The 19,373-nt window shown below is 41.4% G+C and carries 19 protein-coding genes; 9 read left to right on the top strand and 10 right to left on the bottom strand.

Annotated features, from left to right (window positions below; genetic code table 11):
• Positions 1-11: 11 nt before the first annotated feature.
• Positions 12-1,331: a nicotinamide mononucleotide adenylyltransferase gene (locus ACFSQ3_RS04870; protein WP_380868039.1), complete on the top strand. Its 1,320-nt coding sequence runs from the start codon at positions 12-14 to the stop codon at positions 1,329-1,331.
• Between the two features lie 12 nt (positions 1,332-1,343).
• Here ACFSQ3_RS04870 and ACFSQ3_RS04875 read toward each other — a convergent pair whose 3' ends face one another.
• Together ACFSQ3_RS04875 and surE are read right to left on the bottom strand one after the other, a co-directional pair.
• A complete protein-coding gene (locus ACFSQ3_RS04875; protein WP_380868041.1) occupies positions 1,344-1,607 on the bottom strand; it encodes a hypothetical protein in 264 nt (87 codons plus the stop codon).
• 9 nt (positions 1,608-1,616) lie between these two features.
• A complete protein-coding gene (gene surE / locus ACFSQ3_RS04880) occupies positions 1,617-2,402 on the bottom strand; it encodes a 5'/3'-nucleotidase SurE (protein ID WP_380868043.1) in 786 nt (261 codons plus the stop codon).
• Positions 2,403-2,509: 107 nt separating this feature from the next.
• On the opposite strand from surE, the gene ACFSQ3_RS04885 reads away from it, so the two are divergent.
• Positions 2,510-3,343 carry an N-acetylmuramoyl-L-alanine amidase gene (locus ACFSQ3_RS04885; RefSeq protein WP_380868044.1) on the top strand — a complete coding sequence of 278 codons (834 nt, stop codon included), beginning with the start codon at positions 2,510-2,512 and terminating at the stop codon, positions 3,341-3,343.
• Positions 3,344-3,401: 58 nt separating this feature from the next.
• Here the strand turns inward: ACFSQ3_RS04885 and nadD are convergent, their stop codons facing one another.
• From nadD to dnaN, 5 genes are all read right to left on the bottom strand, one after another.
• Positions 3,402-3,986 (bottom strand): nicotinate (nicotinamide) nucleotide adenylyltransferase, encoded by a 585-nt coding sequence (gene nadD / locus ACFSQ3_RS04890; RefSeq protein ID WP_380868046.1) that lies wholly within the window; start codon positions 3,984-3,986, stop codon positions 3,402-3,404.
• Positions 3,987-3,993: 7 nt separating this feature from the next.
• Entirely contained in the window at positions 3,994-4,563 is a 570-nt protein-coding gene (gene gmk, locus ACFSQ3_RS04895; protein ID WP_380868047.1) for a guanylate kinase, read from the bottom strand.
• A 3-nt stretch (positions 4,564-4,566) separates the two neighbouring features.
• Positions 4,567-5,442, bottom strand: a complete 876-nt coding sequence (locus tag ACFSQ3_RS04900) for a YicC/YloC family endoribonuclease (RefSeq protein WP_380868049.1) — start codon at positions 5,440-5,442, stop codon at positions 4,567-4,569.
• A gap of 96 nt (positions 5,443-5,538) precedes the next feature.
• Positions 5,539-6,198, bottom strand: a complete 660-nt coding sequence (locus tag ACFSQ3_RS04905; RefSeq protein ID WP_380868051.1) for a DedA family protein — start codon at positions 6,196-6,198, stop codon at positions 5,539-5,541.
• 11 nt (positions 6,199-6,209) lie between these two features.
• Positions 6,210-7,331 carry a DNA polymerase III subunit beta gene (gene dnaN / locus ACFSQ3_RS04910; RefSeq protein ID WP_380868052.1) on the bottom strand — a complete coding sequence of 374 codons (1,122 nt, stop codon included), beginning with the start codon at positions 7,329-7,331 and terminating at the stop codon, positions 6,210-6,212.
• An 87-nt stretch (positions 7,332-7,418) separates the two neighbouring features.
• Between dnaN and ACFSQ3_RS04915 the strand changes: the two genes are divergently transcribed.
• The 6 genes from ACFSQ3_RS04915 (at position 7,419) to ACFSQ3_RS04940 (ending at position 12,202) form a co-directional block, all read left to right on the top strand.
• Complete coding sequence (locus ACFSQ3_RS04915) at positions 7,419-8,567, top strand: DNA polymerase III subunit (RefSeq protein WP_380868053.1); 1,149 nt, start codon at positions 7,419-7,421, stop codon at positions 8,565-8,567.
• 4 nt (positions 8,568-8,571) lie between these two features.
• A complete protein-coding gene (locus ACFSQ3_RS04920; RefSeq protein WP_380868055.1) occupies positions 8,572-9,978 on the top strand; it encodes a PSP1 domain-containing protein in 1,407 nt (468 codons plus the stop codon).
• A gap of 1 nt (position 9,979) precedes the next feature.
• A complete protein-coding gene (locus tag ACFSQ3_RS04925) occupies positions 9,980-10,459 on the top strand; it encodes a gliding motility lipoprotein GldH (protein ID WP_380868060.1) in 480 nt (159 codons plus the stop codon).
• Positions 10,456-11,502, top strand: coding sequence for a tetraacyldisaccharide 4'-kinase (gene lpxK / locus ACFSQ3_RS04930; protein ID WP_380868062.1), 1,047 nt, complete (start codon positions 10,456-10,458; stop codon positions 11,500-11,502). Before ACFSQ3_RS04925 ends, lpxK begins: the two co-directional genes overlap by 4 nt.
• 76 nt (positions 11,503-11,578) lie before the next feature.
• Positions 11,579-11,977, top strand: a complete 399-nt coding sequence (locus tag ACFSQ3_RS04935; RefSeq protein WP_380868064.1) for a hypothetical protein — start codon at positions 11,579-11,581, stop codon at positions 11,975-11,977.
• A gap of 93 nt (positions 11,978-12,070) precedes the next feature.
• Entirely contained in the window at positions 12,071-12,202 is a 132-nt protein-coding gene (locus tag ACFSQ3_RS04940; RefSeq protein ID WP_380868066.1) for a hypothetical protein, read from the top strand.
• 72 nt (positions 12,203-12,274) lie between these two features.
• On the opposite strand, the gene ACFSQ3_RS04945 is transcribed toward ACFSQ3_RS04940, so the two are convergent.
• From ACFSQ3_RS04945 to dxs, 3 genes are all read right to left on the bottom strand, one after another.
• On the bottom strand, positions 12,275-14,665 hold the full coding sequence (locus ACFSQ3_RS04945; RefSeq protein ID WP_380868068.1) for a glycoside hydrolase family 3 N-terminal domain-containing protein: 2,391 nt from the start codon (positions 14,663-14,665) through the stop codon (positions 12,275-12,277).
• 135 nt (positions 14,666-14,800) lie between these two features.
• The gene (gene dnaA, locus ACFSQ3_RS04950; protein ID WP_380868069.1) at positions 14,801-16,228 is read right to left on the bottom strand and encodes a chromosomal replication initiator protein DnaA; all 1,428 of its coding nucleotides are present in this window, start codon (positions 16,226-16,228) and stop codon (positions 14,801-14,803) included.
• Between the two features lie 352 nt (positions 16,229-16,580).
• Positions 16,581-18,509, bottom strand: a complete 1,929-nt coding sequence (gene dxs / locus ACFSQ3_RS04955; protein WP_380868071.1) for a 1-deoxy-D-xylulose-5-phosphate synthase — start codon at positions 18,507-18,509, stop codon at positions 16,581-16,583.
• 117 nt (positions 18,510-18,626) lie between these two features.
• On the opposite strand from dxs, the gene ACFSQ3_RS04960 reads away from it, so the two are divergent.
• Positions 18,627-19,370, top strand: coding sequence for a segregation and condensation protein A (locus tag ACFSQ3_RS04960; RefSeq protein WP_380868073.1), 744 nt, complete (start codon positions 18,627-18,629; stop codon positions 19,368-19,370).
• The last annotated feature ends 3 nt before the right edge of the window (positions 19,371-19,373 follow it).

Below are 19,373 nucleotides of genomic sequence, written 5' to 3' on the forward strand. Positions count from 1 at the left end.
AACTTTGCCGCATGGGTAGAGAAATATACGAAACCAGGCGAAAAGCGTTAAAAATTAACCTCACTCCAGAATTCTATGGCACGTTTGCCGAAATCGGCGCCGGACAAGAAGTTGCCCGAAACTTTTTCGAAGCAGGAGCGGCATCTGGCACGATTGCAAAAACCATGTCGGCTTACGATATGGCATTCTCTGACGCCATTTATGGCGCAGAAGAATCTGGTCGTTATGTAAGCCGCACGCGACTTACGAAAATGATCAGTCGGGAATTCGCGTTGCTGGAAGAGCGTTTGCACGGCGACAAATATGATAATCGCCTATTTTTCGCCTTTGCCAACACCGTAACTACCTTAAACTACAGCAAAACCAATGATCCACATGGATGGATTGGTATTCGTTTCCAACACGAAGTAGACGGCCCACCAAATGACGTTATTATCCATATCCGTTTGCTAGATAGCGATAATACCCTGCAACAAAAGGTGCTTGGAATTATCGGTGTAAACTTGGTTTTTGCAGCTTATTATTACCGCGATGATATTCAAACGCTAATCGAATCCTTGGTCGATAATCTACCGACCGGATCCGTCGAGATCGATTTGGTAAAGGTAGCCGGACCAGTTTTTGACAAGGTCAACGAGCGTTTGATCAACTTATACCTTATTGCTAAAGGATTCTCTAAAGCGGCTATCTTTCGTGTTGACGGTAAAGCGGCTCAGGTGAAGGATTTCTTGTACAAAAAGGATATCATGATTCTGCGGACGAAATATCGTCAGAAATCGTTGCCAAACTTCGATCTATTCAATAGCGCAGTAGAACAATTCAAGCGACACACGAATGCTACAGACGAAAGCTTGGTCGTCATTATCGAGGTACTGATGAGTAATGCCTTAGATGAAGAAATCAATTTATCTGATGAGGATTTGGATTACTTTGCAAAACGTGCGGAAGAATTGTGTGCAACAGGAAATACCATTCTGTTGTCGAACTTTCAACGTAACAACTATTTAGCGGAATTCCTAAATCAGTTTAAGCCAAAAAATATTGGTATCGCTACCAATATTTCCAACTTGAAAACGATCTTCAATTCGGACAATTACCAGAAGGAAAACTACACCAACGAATTGTTGTCCTACATTTCCGGGTTGTTCAGCAAGAATGTGAAGTTGTACGCTTATCCATACTTACAGGGAAAAGATCATGCGATTATAAATACGCGAAACATGCCGGTTTCCGCGGATGCAAAACCTTTATTCGACTTCTTGATTACCAACAAGTACATCATTGACGTAGAAGGTTTCGATACGAAGGACGTGAAAACGTTAAAAGTTTAATTTTCGGCGACCTTATAGTACGACAACTTTCGTAATTACCGCCAACAACATACTTAGGAATGAGGCTAAAACAACGCCCATTCCTATTTCCTGATGTTGATTACGATAGCTATACCAAACACCAATCATATTCCCGGTTACCGCCAAAACATATAATCCTAGCGGTTTCTGCGGCATGATATCATCGACGATATGGGTGTTTTTGGTGAGAACATGCGCCAAAATCGGAAGCACCAATCCGAACAGCAAACCAAACACAAAGGGATTTCTTTTCATCGTGGCAGCTTAATCGTTCGGAATATCAAAACTCCAAGAATTCAATTCCGGAATAACATGATGTGCTGTCATATCGAATTGCGTAGGTACGACCGAAACATAACCGTGCTGAAGCGCGTGAACATCCGTGTCTTCCCCGCGATCTTCCAACTGGAATTTACCGGTCAACCAAAAATAATCGCGTCCATGCGGATCTAACCTTTCATCAAATTCCTCCACCCAACGTCCGCCTGCTTGGCGACAGATTTTAATTCCCTGCAAATCGAAACTATCATTCGGGAAGTTAACATTCAATAACGAATGCTTTGGCAATCCATTTTGCAACACCTGCGCCGCTATACTACGCACATAAGGTCGGCAATGGTTGAAATTCGCATCATAAGAAAAATCGTCCAGCGAAAAACCAATCGACGGAATGCCTTCAATAGCGCCTTCTACCGCAGCCGACATGGTTCCCGAGTACAGCACATTGATGGAATTATTCAATCCATGGTTAATCCCGGAAACACATAAATCTGGTTTGCGCCCTTTGAAAACACGATTGACCGCCAACTTCACACAATCTACCGGCGTGCCCGAGCATTTATACATCTCAACATCCGGATAAAGTTCCACTTTGTCCAAACGAAGTGGTTTACCGATTGTAATGGCGTGCCCCATTCCCGATTGCGGACCATCCGGCGCAACCACAACGACTTCACCAAGATGTTGCATTTCCTCGATCAGCACCTTGATGCCCGGTGCGGTAATACCATCGTCATTGACGACTAGAATAAGCGGCCTATCTGTTATCATACAACGAATGTAACAAGAAATCTAGAAAGAATCGATCTTGGTTTGTTTCCGGATTAATGCTCGGTAAGGTTTTTGCTTCTTTTAACGCAAATTTAATCCGCATGTTCATGAACAGATCATTTGCTTTCGCTTCCTTCTTATTATTAGCTTCGCTTTTGACTGGCTGTGGCGGTGGAAAACACGCTGCGTCCGAAAAAACATATGAACAAAAAGCGAAAGCTTTTGGCGAAACCATTATAGCACAACCTGCCGAAAATCAATGGGACAAAATCCCAGTAATCGACAAGGAATGGATCGCATCCGTGAACTTTGGCATTCGGAAACCGAATTATGTCATGATTCATCATACCGCACAAAAATCGGTCGACGAAACCGTACGAACGTTCCAGCTTGAACGTACTCAAGTTAGCGCGCATTACGTTGTCGGCCGCAATGGAAAAATCGTCCAAATGGTCAACGATTATTTCCGTGCGCATCATGCAGGTGCTGGAATTTGGGGAAATGACACGGATTTGAATTCATCTTCGATCGGAATCGAACTCGATAATAATGGAACGACGGATCCGTGGACGGATGCACAGATTAATGCATTAATTCAGTTGTTGACGAAGCTTAAAACGACATACAAAATTCCGCAAGCCAACTTCATTGGACACATGGATTTCGCGCCGACACGTAAGCCCGATCCAGCAAATTTTCCATGGGATCGATTAGCTAAAGCCGGTTTTGGATTTTGGTATGATATGCCTTTGGCGCCAGCACCGGTTGATTTAGATGTGCGCGTTGCCCTCCGTGTAATCGGATATGATATCAAAAATTTAGATGCTGCAATTAAAGGTTTTAAACGCCACTATATTCCGCAAAATGCAAATTCTACCACGTGGACAGATCACGAGAAAGCTATCTTGTATAATATTTATATGAAATATCTCTATTTGTAAAATCGGCCGTATTTCAAACTTTTCTTGATAAAAGTTTGGCAAACCACGAAGCGCTCATCTAAATACTATACAAACCCTTCTTATCAATAAAATCAATCACCGCATCGGGTGTTTGAAATTGAATACTTTTCCCTGATTTTACGGCTTTGCGAATTGCGGTGGATGACAATTCCATATTTGGTGTTTCCGTAATGGTAACGGACGGATGATTCACTAATTCCGAATCGACAGGATATCCCGGACGCGGATAAACGAAAATGCGATAATCACGCAAAATAATATCGGCGTTCTTCCATTTCTTCAAACCCGCGAGATTGTCGCCACCCATGATTAATGCGAATTCATATTCGGGATAGCGCTCTTGTAGATAGGTCAGCGTATCGATCGTATAGGATGGTTGTGGTAAGCTAAATTCTATGTCGGAAGTACGAAGACGATCCGCATCGCCGATCGCTAAGTTGGCCATTTCCAAACGATCGTACATGTTCGCTAAACTCTTCTTTTCTTTGAATGGATTTTGCGGGGAAACCACAAACCAAACTTCGTCCAATTCCGTATAATTAGCCATGTAATTACCAATAATCAGATGGCCAACATGAATGGGATTGAAAGAACCAAAGAACAAACCGATGTGCTTGCCCATGTTGCGTTTATTTTTTGATGAAAGGAATCACTAAGTTTTCCGCTTCCTGACAAGCTTCTTCCAAATCAAAATTATTCAGAATCACATCGAACTTGTCTGCAAACGATAATTCATGTGCTGCTTTTGCGAAGCGTTCCTTTAACTTTTCTTCGCTATCTGTTCCACGGCCAGACAAACGCTCTTTAAGAACTTCTAAGGATGGTGGGTTTACAAAAATAGCGAGCGCTTGCTCTGGAAACTTTGATTTTAATCGTAATCCGCCAACCACATCAATATCGAAAATTACGTGCTTTCCCTCCGCCCAGATACGTTCTACTTCCGAACGCAACGTTCCATAGAATGTGCCCGAATAAACCTCCTCAAATTCGATGAATTGGTGATGCGCAATTTTATGTAAGAAATCTTCCTTCGAGATAAAGTAATAATCCTCCCCATCTACTTCCTTTCCACGCGGTGCACGTGTGCTTGCAGAAATAGAAAAAGCCAAATCCTGCGGATATTTGCCCAGCAAATGCCTTACTATGGTTGTTTTGCCTGCACCGGATGGAGCAGAAAATATGATAAGTTTGCCGCTCATGCGCTATAATACGTTTAAAAGTTGCTCTTTGATCTTCTCCAATTCTTCCTTCATCCGAACAACGATCTGTTGAATATTTGCATTGTTCGCTTTCGATCCTAAGGTATTGATCTCACGTCCCATTTCTTGCGAGATGAAGCCCAATTTCTTTCCGCTTGGATTCGGCGATTGCAATGCTTCCAGAAAATAAGAACAATGACTTCTCAAACGCACTTTCTCTTCCGTGATATCCAATTTGTCAATGTAGTAAATCAATTCCTGTTCGAAGCGATTCATATCCACGTTTTCCTTGCCGACTGCAGCTTCCGTGTATTGTGCTATGCGCTCACGAATAAGTGGAATACGATCACCATCCACTTTTTCTACCTCCGTTTGAAATGCCATGATATCTTCCACGCGTTGCTTCAAATCCGCACTCAAAACCTGCCCTTCATCCAATCGGAATTGATTAAATTGTTCCAACGCTTTGTAGAATGCCTGAAAAAGGATTTTTACTTCTTCTTCGTCCGTTTCCTCTTCTTTAGCACCAACTACTTCCGGCATTTGCAAAGCCAATTCCAATAGGTTGGAATTCTTATCGCCTACCTTTTCAGCCAGTTCGCGAAGTTGCGTGTAATATTTGTTGAATAAAGTTTCGTTGATTACGGAAGATTTCGCGGTTTGATCGGCGTATTCAGCAATCACAGTAATGTTGACTTTTCCGCGCTCAATCTGCTTGCCGCTTTCTGCACGCAATGCCAATTCTTTGTCGGAAACATGTTTGGGCAAGCGTAGGCTAAGCTCTAAAAACTTCGAATTAAGGGATTTTATTTCTACGGTGTATTTAACAGATTGGTTCTCCGCTAAGCCGGTGCCGTAGCCAGTCATGGATTTTATCATATGCAAAGGTAAGAAAACCTACAGGAATAATAGTTTACAATATTCCGTTGGCGAAATATGCATAATACAATTACCAGAAGTTGCTCTGCGAAACTTCTAAACTTGAGCTTTCCTCGCAATTGCGCGCTCTTTTAAGAATCCGAAAATGATCGGTAAAACAGATACTAGAATGATGCCGAAAACAACCTTTTCAAAGTTATCTGCAACCCAAGGAATGTTTCCTAAGAAAAATCCGATTAAGGTAATTCCGAACACCCAAACGAAACCTCCAACCACATTATAGGTAAAGAAACGTCCGTAGTTCATATGTCCGATTCCTGCTACAAATGGAGCAAACGTTCTTACGATGGGAACAAATCGTGCGATGATAATGGTTTGAGGACCATGTTTTTCATAAAACTCATTGGTTTTCTGAATATATTCATCTTTCACCAATTGCTTATTAAACAATCGCATCCGGATGAATCGATCTCCGAAATATCGACCGATCAAATAGTTACAAGCATCTCCTAAGACCGCAGCGACGAACAAAAGACCTAAACAAAGGTAAATGTTCAATTGTCCTTGAGCGGCGAACATACCGACAGCAAATAATAAGGAATCGCCGGGAAGAAGCGGCATAATTACTAAACCTGTTTCTACAAAAATGATGAGAAAGAGAATAGCATAAACCCAATATTCATATCTAGCGATAAGCTCTATCAGATGATCATCAATGTGAAGGATGAAATCTATGATCGCATAAAAAAAATCCAAGATCCTGCGGATTAGTTATTGTTCAACATCACTGGCATAACCAGCATAAGAATATCTTCGTTGTCTTCTTTGATAGCCGGGAACAATAAGCCTGCGCGATTTGGCGTACTCATTTCCAGCGTAATTTCTTCTGAACTTAAGTTATTCAACATTTCTACTAAGAAACGTGCGTTGAATCCGATTTCCATATCATCGCCTTCGTATTGGCAACTCAATCGCTCGTGTGCTTCGTTAGAAAAATCCAAATCCTCTGCCGAGATGTGTAATTCACTACCGGAAATTTTCAAACGAACCTGATGGGTTGTTTTATTCGCAAAAATCACAACACGACGCAAAGAATTTAAGAAACTTGCACGCTCAACGGTTAACTTATTCGGATTTACCTGCGGAATTACCGCCTCGTAATCCGGATAGCGCTCATCAATCAATCGGCAGATTAATGAAACGTGGCCAAATTGGAAGAAAGCGTTTGTATTGTTGTATTCTATGGAAACGTTGATGTCTTCAGATGGTAAAGAAGATTTCAACAAGTTCAATGCTTTTTTAGGCAAAATTAAGGAAGTGGGCTTTTCTGCTCCAACATCCGTACGACGGTAGCGAACCAGTTTGTGCGCATCGGTAGAAACAAACGTAATGGACTGCTCTGCCAATTGCACATAAACACCTGACATAGCTGGTCTTAGCTCGTCGCTGCTTACCGCGAAAATAGTTTTGCTGATCGCTTCCGCTAAAATAGGCGCGCCAATATTAACCGTAGAAATATTATCTACTACCGGGATTTTAGGAAAATCATCCGCATTTTCTCCGCTCAATTTATATTTTCCGTCGCCTGCACTAATTTCTATCGCCAACGTTGTGGTATCTACCGAAAACGCTACCGGTTGATCCGGAAGTGTTTTCAACGTTTCGATCAAAATCTTCGATGGCATAGCCACACGACCTTCTTCTTTCGCTTCGATTTGCAAAGACGTAACCATGCTGGTCTGCAAGTCCGTTGCCGAAATAGTCAATTCGTTGTCTTTAATTTCAAACAAGAAGTTCTCTAAAATCGGCAATACTGTGCTACTGCTGGATGCTCCGCTAATCGCTTGTAATTGCTTTAATAAAGTGGATGTGGATACGATAAACCTCATTTGTGTGCTGGCTTTTTATACTGCAATAATACAAAAAGATTCCAACTTTCTTCCAAGGTTTTTTAGTTACTTTTGTGGGAATAGGCTATGCGTTTTCAAAATATAATAGGTCACGACAATATCAAACAACATCTCGTCCGAACGGTGCAAGATAATAGGGTTAGTCATGCCCAATTATTTCTTGGTCCGGAAGGTTCTGGATCGTTGGCTTTGGCCATCGCATACGCACAATTTGTGAATTGCGAAGATAAACAACCTACTGACAGTTGCGGCGTTTGCCCTTCTTGTCGCAAGTACGAAAAGTTGATTCATCCCGATTTACATTTTTCTTATCCATTCTTTGCCAAATCATCCGGCGAGGTCGCTGTTCACTATATCGATGCTTGGCGAAAAGCCTTGACAGAGAATCCGTATTTGGGCATGAACAGTTGGCGCGCACAGTTTGATGCTCAAAATAAACAGGCAAATATCAATATCGCTGAGGTTCATGATATCATCAAGAAGCTCAGCTTAAAGGCCTTTGAATCCGAATACAAGGTGCTGATTATGTGGCTTCCGGAATATTTGGATACACAGGGAAACGCGTTGCTAAAATTGATTGAGGAGCCACCTGAAAAGACATTGTTTCTACTTGTTGCCGAAAATCAAGATCGCATTTTGAATACCATCATTTCGCGAACACAACTGGTGAAGGTGCATAAACTTTCGCATGAGGAAATCGGCCGATATCTAATGGAGGAAAAAGGCGTCGATCCGTTAAAAGCGGGAGAAATTTCCTTTTTGGCAGATGGCAACATTCAATCGGCAATGGAACTGCTACATAGCGACAGTAATGCTTTTTTCGATCTCATGATCCAGTGGCTTCGATTAGTTGTTACGGATACCGGATTGAAATTGATTCAGCTATCCGATGTAGATTTTCCAAAATTAGGCCGGGAGAACCAAAAGAATTTCCTATTGTACACCATTGGCATGATGCGCCAAATTGTACTGAAATCGCAGGGCTTGGATAGTTTGATCTTCCTGCAGGACAAAGAATTGGATTTTATTACTAAATTTAGTGAGATATTTACTTTAGAACAGTTAACTGCTGCCGTAAACTTATTAGAGAAGACGCATTACGCCGTAGAGCGAAACGCGAATGCTAAAATCTTGTTTTTAGACTTATCTTTGCAGCTAGTTTTATTGTTCAAATACAAAACGTTCCGCCCTGAGGCGGACTCAATATATATATAGACATATGGGATGTGGAAGTTGCTCATCCGGCGGAGGTTGCGGAAGCAAAACTCTGGGTACAGTGCCTGCTGGTTGTAATAACAACGGCACGTGCATGACCAGCGGATGCAATAAATTGGATGTTTACGACTGGCTGACCGACATGGATCTGCCATCTAATTATAAACCGTTTGACATTGTAGAAGTTCGCTTTAAAGGCTCAAAAAAGGAGTTTTTTGTGAACACGGAAAACCTTTACTTGGAGATGGGCGAAATGGTGGCTGTAGAGCCATCTACTGGCGGATATGATATTGGCCATGTATCGCTTACTGGAGAATTGGTGCGCTTACAGCTTAAAAAGAACCGTGTAAAGATGGAAGATGTGGTAAAGAAAATCTACCGCAAAGCCAACGAAAAGGATGTCGAAAAATACAATGCAGCAAAGGAATTGGAATGGGAAACCATGCACCGCGCGCGTAAGCTCGCCTTGGATTTGGGCTTATCCATGAAGATTTCTGACGTGGATTATCAGGGCGACAAAACCAAAGCTACTTTTTATTATACGGCTGAAGGGCGCGTCGATTTCCGCGAACTAATTAAGCGCATGGCGGAATCATTCCGCATTCGTATTGAAATGCGCCAAATCGGTATGCGCCAGGAAGCAAGTCGATTAGGTGGTATTGGATCTTGTGGACGAGAATTGTGTTGTTCCACGTGGTTGACGGACTTTAAAACCGTTTCCACATCTGCCGCTCGTTATCAAAATCTTTCGTTGAATACGCTTAAACTAGCTGGGCAATGCGGTAAGTTGAAATGTTGCTTGAATTACGAATTGGACAGCTACATGGATGCTCTGAAGGATATTCCTACGGATATTGATCGTATCGATACGGAAATCGGCATGGCGTATCTGCAGAAAACCGACATTTTCAAAAAGACAATGTGGTTTTCTTATCCGAAAGCTGAAAATTGGATTCCCTTAACGGTGGACAAGGTGCGTGAGTTTGTGCAAATGAACAAAGGCGGACAAAAACCTGCAGAATTAGTTTATGTCGAGCCAGAAGAAACGAAAGCAAAACCAATTAACTACGATTACGAAAACGTAGTTGGTCAGGACAGCTTAACGCGTTTGGACGATCGTAACAAGAAAAAACGTCGTCCGAAAAAGAAAACCTCTTCCGGCAAGCCAACTGCAGAAGCAGGCAATAGACCGACGGAAAACCGCGAAAGCAGAGATAATCGAGGTCCGAAACCTACTCGTCAGCATAATAAGGAAAATAGAAATAACGCCGATAATTCGCAAAAAGCGGAGCAAACACGTCCAAAACAGGCGAGCGGCGATTTGCCAGAAGGTGCAAATAAGCCAAAGCCGAAACGACGATTTAATAATCGAAATCGTGGCGAACGCAAAAACAACGACAAGCCGGAATAATATGTTAAAGCGGGCTCAAGCAATATGGCCTTCAATCGTCTTTTTGGTAAGCGCATTGCTGTGTTCCTGCGATAAGAACGTAGTATTCGATCAGCATAGCCCTGTAAAAGATAATTATTGGGAACGCGATAGTTTGGCCCAGTTTGACGTTCATATTCAAGATGCGAAACAAAAATACCACCTGCTGGTTGATGTCCGCCACAACAATTTTTATCCGTACACGAGTTTGGTCTTCGATCTGCGTGAACAACATGAATCGGGATTAGATACGACTTATAATGCAGCCTTACAACTGACAAAACCAGACGGACGCTGGACAGGCAAATCTGCAGGAAATCTATATCACAACGTACACAGCATTCAGAAAAATTATTCTTTTCCAGACACTGGAACCTATCATTTTTCCATTCGTCATTTGATGGAAGATCAGCGATTAAAAGGCGTTACAGATATTGGGTTGAAAATTGTAACATCGCCATGATCCGGTTATTGCGATGGCTTTTGTTACCGATTACCGCTATATACGCCATGGCGGTTTGGCTGAGAAATAAGCTATACGATTGGCAGATTTTCAAAAGTAAAATTTATCCAATTTCTAGTATCGTTGTCGGAAATCTGGCTGTAGGTGGAACAGGAAAAACTCCGATGATTGAATGTTTGGTTCGATGGTTCGGTGCGGATTATCGGATCGCTACGCTGAGTCGCGGTTACGGTAGGAAAACAAAGGGTTTTCGTTATGTAGAAGTAGAAGATGATGCTACGCAAACCGGCGACGAACCACTTCAGTTTAAACGCAAATTTCCACATTTAACGGTCGCTGTATCCGAGGATCGACGAATCGGCATGGAGCAATTATCTGCGAATCATGATTTGATTCTTCTAGATGATGCTTTTCAGCATCGTCGCGTGAAAGCGAAATGCAATATTTTATTATTCGAATACGCTTCGTTCTCCGACTTCATGTTGCCATTACCGACTGGAAATTTTCGGGATTTATTGCCACAAGCAAAACGGGCTCATGCAATCGTCGTAACAAAAACGCCTTCCGATGCATCCGAAAGTGATCGAGATATTATCACTAAACGCCTACGCAAATACACAAATGCGCCGATTTACTTTGCCAGCATATCTTATGGAGAAGCGGTTTGCATATCCGATGAAACAGACAGAAAGTTCGATTTCAGCGATATGCGCCTTATCCTGGTAACAGGAATTGCGAATCCGAAGCCTTTAATCGAATACTTGGAAAAAATGTCGCCACAAGTTAAAATCTTGGCGTTTTCAGATCACCATCATTTCACAGATTCCGATTACCAACAAATACGGAAAACCTTTCAGGAGCAATCAAACCTTGGAGAAACTATCTTGATTACCACGGAAAAGGATGCACAACGTTTGGCTATTAATCAACTTCCAAATATTCCTTCCTTCTACATTCCTATCCAATTCGCTTTCGATCAGGAACAATCGCTTCGAAAAGTTATAATTAACACTTTGCAGGACAATAACGTTAATGAACATTAACAGAAGTTAAAAACTGTTTGTTTTCGGAAATCATCGATTTTCCTCCTCAAATTAGCAGAAACAACAGGAGGTTATTATGAAACAATTTATGATTTTAGTAGCGCTGATTGCAGGTGTGAACATAGCAAGCGCACAACAACGTGGCGGTTTTCAAAAAGATCCGGAAGCTAGAGCAAAAGCACAAGTGGAAAAATTGGAAAAAGAGTTGAGTCTGAAACCGGAGCAAAAGGATTCTATTCATGTTTGGATACTGAGCCAAGCCCAAGAACAGCAAGCGGCATTTAAAGCGGCAGGACAAGATCGTTCGCAACTTCGAGCAGATAGGAAAGCTCGCCATGAATTGACGGATAGTAAAATATCGGCGATTCTCGATGATACGCAGAAACAAAAATATGCCGAGCTAAAAGAAGAACGCTTAAATAAAATGGAAGCAAGGGCAGAAAAAGGCAATCGTCCACGCGGAAAACGCAAATAATTTTAGTTTACTTAACGAAACGGTGTGAAATTTGACTTTCATGCCGTTTTTCGTTTATAGCGTTGAGAAGGTTTGCTTCTTGTTGTGAATTCGATGATTCGTAAAGTTGTGAAATTGGCGCGACCACTCATTCCTCAGGTTCGCAAGGACGTCGAGTTCTCGTCATCGCGCGCGAGTACGACAAAGCGATCTTTGGATAAATCAGGTTTTAAAGGTTTAGATTAAACGTAAAAACGGTGTGGAATTTCGTCCCCACACCGTTTTTATAAAATTCAAATGCTAAAAAAGATTCTTCGATTAGTCAGAAGATTTAGCGTATAACGGCAACATTTTGCTTTGTTTTACTTCAATCTTTTGATTCAACTTAATATCATCGGATGATCCGCCGACCATAATATTAAAACTTCCGGCTTCCATCTCGCGCTCCATTTGCGGATTAACAATAGATAAATCGATTGGTCGCAATGTGAATTTCACTTGTTTCGATTCTCCGGCTCTCAAATTGATGCGCTCAAACTTTTTCAATTGTTTAATCGGTTGTACCGTCGATGCGAACTCGTCGCGAATGTAAAGTTGGGCAACTTCATCGCCATCCAATTTACTCGTGTTTTTCACTTCGAAGCTTACCTCAAATCCGGCTTCGCCGTTTTCCTTGATGGAAAGGTCTCTGTATTCGAAAGTAGAATAGCTCTTTCCGTAACCAAATGAGTATAACGGCGATATGCTTGATTCAATATAATCATGTCCTTTAGGCACTTTTCTATTGTAATAGACGGGCAATTGTCCTACCGATCGAGGAACGGAAATTGGTAATTTTCCTCCCGGATTATAATCACCAAATAATACATCCGCAATCGCATTTCCACCTTCACCTCCGGGATACCATGCTGTCAACAGTGCATCTGCATTTTCTTGAGCCCAGTTCATATTCAACGGACGGCCTTGTATATATATAACGATTATCGGCTTACCCGTCGCTTTAATCGCTTTCAGTAATTTCATCTGATCGCCCATCAAATCCAATGTAGAGCGATCGAAACCTTCGCCACTCTCCATATCGCTTAAAGAAGTTTCATCGGCAACCGCTGCTCCGGTTTCAATGTATTTCGTTTCGAAATCACGAGCGCTTGATCCGCCAACCACAACAATAGCTACATCCGATTGCATCGCCGCAGCTACCGCGGCTTCGATATCTGATTGCGCCGTATCGCGAATTGCTGTTCCCTTCGCATAAATAACCTCCGCATTCGGCGCTTTCGCTTTAATTCCATCCAATACCGTACTTACGGATTCACGCGCTTGCGGCGCAGTATAATCTCCCAACTGATTATATGGTGTGTTAGCATTCGGTCCGATTACAGCAATCTTCTTGATGGATTTAGAAAATGGCAAAGCGTTGTTTTTATTCTCCAACAAAACGATCGATTCTTGTGCCGCTTTTCGCGATAAATCCAAATGTTGCGCGCTACGCACTTCCTTTTTAGCTTGTGAAGGTTTGGTGTATGGATTTTCAAAAAGTCCCATATCAAACTTCAAACGCAACACACGAGCAACTGCACTATCTACCTTAGTTTCGGTTATTGTACCGGCCTTAACCGCGTTAATCAATTCTGCAAAAGGTTTTGCTCCCAAATCAACATCTACTCCCGCATCCAAAGCCATAGTACCTGCTTCTTGTAAGCTGCTTGCCACGCCATGATTGAAGTGAATACCGTCAATACTACCCAAATCGGAAACTACAAATCCGTTAAATCCCCAATCATCGCGCAAAATATCGGTCAACAAGTAGCCATTTGATGTACAAGGAATTCCGTCGATAGAATTATAAGCGGTCATCACGGATAGTGCTCCACCTTGCACCGTTTGTAAAAATGGTGGTAGAAAAGTTTCATGCAATTCGCGTGGACCAACAATGGCGCTGTTACCATTATGTCCGCCTTCCGGAATGCCGTACGCGATAAAGTGTTTAATTGTAGAAATCATTGCATACGGATTGCTAAGATCACCTTTCCCACCGCCGTGAGCCGCTGCTTCTCCCATCGCTCCGCTAAGAACGGGATCTTCGCCGTACGTTTCCTCGACGCGCGACCATCTTGGTTCACGAGATAAATCAAGCACCGGCCCGTAACCAATATGTCCGCCTTGCAAGCGCACTTCTTTGGCAGAAACCGCGGAAACCTCGCGTTGCAACAGTGGATTCCATGTGGAAGCCATACCAATTCCCGTCGGAAATACCGTTGTACCGATAGCCATATGACCGTGTGGCGCTTCTTCCGCGATGAAGACCGGAATACCTAAACGCGTTTTTTCCACAGCGTAACGTTGCATGGCATTTGCAGCTTCAGCTGCAAGCTCAGGTGTCAAACCCGTTTCCAACGTTTTTTTCGTCCATGGATCGGCACGAAATACTGCCCAAAACATACCCACGTGTTGCTTATCCAACAGTTCTTTGTATTTCTGCGAATAAGTGACCTTGTTACCATCCTTGGTGTACATTTCCCAACCAAGCGGACAAAGTAATTGGCCGACTTTCTCTTCCAAAGTCATGTGGCTTAGTAAATCGGCTGTTCGTTCGGCCGTACTTAGCTTCGCATTTTTATACTTAAACGTTTGGGCAGAGGTCGGAGATAGGGTTAAGCACAATCCCATACCAGCCAACAACAGCATGTTTCGCGTATTTTTTAACATATTTCAATAGGTGTTAGGAGCTTAATGCAATCGGTTGCATTCAAATTTAATACAAAATAGTAATATTTATTAAAAATAAAAAGGGCGCCAAGGTTTCCACCTCGGCACCTGTAATATAATGTAATGCCCTTTAGCTTAGGAAGCTTTCAGCTTTTTCTGAATGTCCTGCACGTATGTCTTGAATTTCTTATCTGTTTCGATTAAATCCTCCACTGTTTGGCAAGCATAGATAACGGTCGAGTGATCGCGTCCGCCGAAGAAATTTCCGATTGACTTTAAAGACGATTTCGTGTGCGCTTTAGCCAAATACATGGAAATTTGACGTGCTTGAACGATCTCGCGTTTTCTAACTTTCGATTTCACCATTTCAACAGGTACCTCGAAATATTCGCAAACCAATTTTTGAATATAATCCATAGAAATCTCCTTCGTAGTATTCTTCACGAAGTTCTTCAACATGGATTTGGCCAAGTTTAAGTCGATCTCCTTTTTGTTTAATGTTGATTGCGCTAATAAAGAAACCATCGCACCTTCAAGCTCACGCACCGAATTATCGATTTGATTCGCTACGAATTCTACCACACTTTCAGGCAATTCGATACCATCAGAATACATTTTCTTCTTCAGAATCGCCATACGCGTTTCCAAATCAGGAATTTGAATATCCGCTGAAAGTCCCCATTTGAAACGACTCAATAAACGCTCTTCCAAGCCTGATAAATCTTTTGGCGGTTTGTCAGAAGTAAGAATAATCTGTTTGCCTGATTGATGTAAATGATTGAAAATATGGAAGAAAATATCTTGTGTTTTTTCCTTTCCAGCAAAGTTGTGGACATCATCCATGATGATTACATCCATTGCTTGATAGAAATTAACGAAATCGTTAATCGTGTTATTCTTCAGGGAATCCACAAACTGCTGGCAAAACTTCTCGCAAGAAACATAAATTACCAACTTATCTGGTAAATTCTTCTTTATCTCATTTCCGATCGCTTGCACCAAATGCGTTTTACCCAAACCTACATCGCCATAAACCATTAATGGATTGAAAGACGTTCCTCCCGGCTTATTTGCAACGGCATAACCTGCAGAGCGTGCTAAACGATTACATTCTCCTTCGATAAAGTTCTCGAAAGTGTAATTCTGATTTAATTGCGGATCAACCTGCAATTTTTTCAATCCGGGAATCACGAAAGGATTCTTGATGTTTTTGTTTAATGCAACAGGAACAGGAATAGATTGATTCTTTCCTTCAGCACCATTTCCATTGGATGGAATGTTAGTAGTAAAAGGGATACTCGTTGAAGATTTCTCGACAACGATATTGTATTCTAAACGTCCTTGCTCGCCTAAAAACTTTTTTACTGTCTTACGTAGTATTCCCACATAATGCTCCTCCAACCATTCGTAGAAAAACAAGCTAGGTACTTGAATAGTTAAAACGTTTTCTTCAAGACGCATGGCCTTAACAGGCTCGAACCAGGTTTTGAAACTTTGCGCAGGAATGTTGTCTTTTATTACTTGAAGACAGTTGTTCCATACACTTGTACACGTTTTTTCCATTCGTAAATTGTTAATAACTTGAAAACCAATGTTTGACAAAAAAGCTGTTTAAAACTTTCTAGTACAACGAAGATGACAAAATTTATTGAGCTAAAAAACTAAAAAGATAAAAAAACATTTAACATCTGAATATCAATAACTTATGTTAAAATTTAAACGTGTTTGATGCTAAATTATACAGCAAAAATTAGTTATTAACAGCATTTAATTTTAACGAATATCAAATGTAATTTTTCTACTTTATAGGTTGATAAACTTAACGATGTGGAAAACTTTGGCCTTAAAATAGCGCACAGCCATTCCGACAAAATTTATCCGTCTAAATCAGTTCGTTAGAAAAAATAAGGAGCAATTATCCGACCAAAGTTTGTGTTTTGTGGCCAGTTGTGAGTTTATTTATTTGAGAAATAATAGAAGATGCATCGTAGCCACAAATTTGCCACAATTCTTCTTGTTCACCGTGTTCCACTATGGTATCAGGAATACCTAAACGGACGACTTGAGCTTGATAATCGCTTTCTGACATGAATTCCAAAATAGCTGATCCGAATCCACCTACCAAACAGCCATCTTCTACCGTAATTACCTTCTTGAAGTTTTTAAATACTTCATGCAAAAGCTCTTCATCTAATGGCTTAGCGAATCGCATATCGTAGTGCGCTGGGTAAATCCCTTCTTGGTTTAATTGTTGAAACGCTTTGACCACTTCATTGCCCACGTGACCAAAACTTAAAACAGCGACATCTTCCCCATCGCAAATTTTATGTCCTTTTCCGATTGCCAATTCTTGGAAAGGTTTGCGCCAATCCGGCATTACACCTTTTCCACGCGGATAACGAATGCTGAAAGGTCCTTTATCAGGCAACTGTGCAGTAAACATCATGTTACGCAGTTCTTCCTCATTCATCGGAGATGCAACGATCATATTAGGAATACAGCGCATATATGCGATGTCATACGCACCATGATGCGTAGGGCCATCTGCACCAACTAATCCAGCTCGATCCAAGCATAACACTACGTTTAGCTTTTGCAAAGCAACATCATGGATTACCTGATCAAACGCGCGTTGCATAAATGAAGAATAGATATTACAGAAAGGTACCAAACCTTGCGTTGCTAAACCAGCACTGAAGGTAACAGCATGCTGTTCAGCAATACCTACGTCAAATGCCCGTTCAGGCATCGCTTTCATCATAATATTCATAGAAGAACCACTCGGCATCGCCGGCGTAATTCCCATTATGGATTTATTAGATTCCGCTAATTCTACCAAAGTATGTCCGAAAACATCTTGGTATTTTGGTGCTTGTGGCTTATCGGAAACCGATTTCTTGATTTCTCCAGTAATTTTATCGAAAAGACCTGGCGCATGCCATTTTGTTTGATCTTTTTCGGCTAATGCATATCCTTTACCTTTAACCGTTACGGCATGTAACAATTTCGGTCCGGGAATATGTTTAAGATCTTCGATCGTTTTCGCCAATTTATTAACATCATGGCCATCAACGGGACCAAAATATCTAAAATTCAACGATTCAAATAGATTGGCATTTTCCCACAACGTTCCTTTAATAGTTTGTTGTAGCTTCTTCGCCCATCCGTATGCATTTGGACCGTTTTTGGATATTTTGGCCAACACATGGACTAAATCGTCGCGAAAACGGTTATAGCTTTTTGACGTGGTAATGTTTGTCAAATAATCTTTCAGCGCACCTACGTTGGGATCGATTGACATACAGTTATCATTAAGGATAACTAATACATTCGATTTCTCTATTCCGGCATGGTTTAGCGCTTCGAACGCCATTCCACCCGTCAACGCACCATCACCAATAATAGCTACGTGCTGACGATCGTGTTCGCCTTTATATGCGGAAGCAACTGCCATACCGAGAGCAGCAGAAATCGAGGTGGATGAGTGACCAACGCCAAAAGCGTCATATTCACTTTCTGATCTTTTCGGAAAACCTGAAAGTCCACCAATTAGACGATTGGTATGAAAATTTTCTCTACGTCCAGTTAAGATTTTGTGACCGTAAGCTTGATGACCGACATCAAAAACAATTTGATCATACGGTGTATTCAATGCGTAATGTAACGCTACCGTTAATTCAACAACGCCTAAACTAGCAGCAAAGTGGCCGCCATTGACAGAAACCATATCAATAATATATTGCCTCAAATCAGCGCAAACCTCTTGAAGGTCAGACTCTTCTAACTTGCGTAAATCAGCAGGAAATATAATATCTTTTAGCTTAGCCCCTATCTCCATGTCCATAGCGTGAAAAATGTTCAACGTAGTTTACAAAGTAACAAACTTATTAACAATATACCCAAATAAATGTTTCCGAACTTCGAATCAGTTCATTCGAAATAATTGTAATTTTGAAGCTCTATGACAGATGCTGGTTACGAAATTAAGCTCGATCTTTTTCAAGGTCCATTTGACCTATTATTATTTTTTATCGAACGTGATGAGCTGAATATTCACGACATCCCGATTTCCCAAATTACGGATGAGTTCCTACGTTACATTCAGCAGTTGCAGTCGCTGAATATGGAGGTTGCTAGCGAATTTATATTTGTAGCTTCTACATTCATGCGAATCAAATCGAAAATGCTGCTTCCTCGACCTAGCGATTCCGACGGAGAAGATGGATCGGATCTACGCGAAGATTTGATCCAAAAACTAGTTTTGTATAAGCAGTTCAAAGAAGCTTGTGAAGATTTACGAGTTTTAGAATATCAACGCTCCTTAGTTTTTCAACGTGGAAATATTCAATCTGATATACATGCGGTTAACTCTGGTGGAGAACAAGAGGATGACCTGAAAACGTTGGATTTGTATGAACTAATGATGGCTTATGAACGCGTTCGCTTAAACCCAATCAAACGGCCGGAAGAAATTAAGCATACTATTGTACAGTATCCATACACGATTGAACAACAGAAATCAGCTATCGCTAAGTTAATAGCGATTAATGAACAATTGGATTTTGCGGCAATTGCCAAACAGGCTGAAAACAAAGTACATTTTGTTTATCAGTTTCTTGCTATTTTGGAGATGTTGCAACAGGACTTATTAGCAATAGAAATCGGGTTAGGATATAATTCGTTTACAGTAAGAAGAAATGGTTAATCT

The sequence above is a fragment of the Sphingobacterium corticis genome (assembly GCF_042684745.1).
GTDB classification, from domain to species: domain Bacteria; phylum Bacteroidota; class Bacteroidia; order Sphingobacteriales; family Sphingobacteriaceae; genus Sphingobacterium; species Sphingobacterium corticis.

Coding starts and splice junctions, on each gene's coding strand:
- ACFSQ3_RS04870 (WP_380868039.1), top strand. CDS start 12: ATGGGTAGAGAAATATACGAAACCAGGCGAAAAGCGTTAAAAATTAAC.
- ACFSQ3_RS04875 (WP_380868041.1), bottom strand. CDS start 1,607: ATGAAAAGAAATCCCTTTGTGTTTGGTTTGCTGTTCGGATTGGTGCTT.
- surE (WP_380868043.1), bottom strand. CDS start 2,402: ATGATAACAGATAGGCCGCTTATTCTAGTCGTCAATGACGATGGTATT.
- ACFSQ3_RS04885 (WP_380868044.1), top strand. CDS start 2,510: ATGAACAGATCATTTGCTTTCGCTTCCTTCTTATTATTAGCTTCGCTT.
- nadD (WP_380868046.1), bottom strand. CDS start 3,986: ATGGGCAAGCACATCGGTTTGTTCTTTGGTTCTTTCAATCCCATTCAT.
- gmk (WP_380868047.1), bottom strand. CDS start 4,563: ATGAGCGGCAAACTTATCATATTTTCTGCTCCATCCGGTGCAGGCAAA.
- ACFSQ3_RS04900 (WP_380868049.1), bottom strand. CDS start 5,442: ATGATAAAATCCATGACTGGCTACGGCACCGGCTTAGCGGAGAACCAA.
- dnaN (WP_380868052.1), bottom strand. CDS start 7,331: ATGAGGTTTATCGTATCCACATCCACTTTATTAAAGCAATTACAAGCG.
- ACFSQ3_RS04915 (WP_380868053.1), top strand. CDS start 7,419: ATGCGTTTTCAAAATATAATAGGTCACGACAATATCAAACAACATCTC.
- ACFSQ3_RS04920 (WP_380868055.1), top strand. CDS start 8,572: ATGGGATGTGGAAGTTGCTCATCCGGCGGAGGTTGCGGAAGCAAAACT.
- ACFSQ3_RS04925 (WP_380868060.1), top strand. CDS start 9,980: ATGTTAAAGCGGGCTCAAGCAATATGGCCTTCAATCGTCTTTTTGGTA.
- lpxK (WP_380868062.1), top strand. CDS start 10,456: ATGATCCGGTTATTGCGATGGCTTTTGTTACCGATTACCGCTATATAC.
- ACFSQ3_RS04935 (WP_380868064.1), top strand. CDS start 11,579: ATGAAACAATTTATGATTTTAGTAGCGCTGATTGCAGGTGTGAACATA.
- ACFSQ3_RS04940 (WP_380868066.1), top strand. CDS start 12,071: ATGATTCGTAAAGTTGTGAAATTGGCGCGACCACTCATTCCTCAGGTT.
- ACFSQ3_RS04945 (WP_380868068.1), bottom strand. CDS start 14,665: ATGTTAAAAAATACGCGAAACATGCTGTTGTTGGCTGGTATGGGATTG.
- dnaA (WP_380868069.1), bottom strand. CDS start 16,228: ATGGAAAAAACGTGTACAAGTGTATGGAACAACTGTCTTCAAGTAATA.
- dxs (WP_380868071.1), bottom strand. CDS start 18,509: ATGGACATGGAGATAGGGGCTAAGCTAAAAGATATTATATTTCCTGCT.
- ACFSQ3_RS04960 (WP_380868073.1), top strand. CDS start 18,627: ATGACAGATGCTGGTTACGAAATTAAGCTCGATCTTTTTCAAGGTCCA.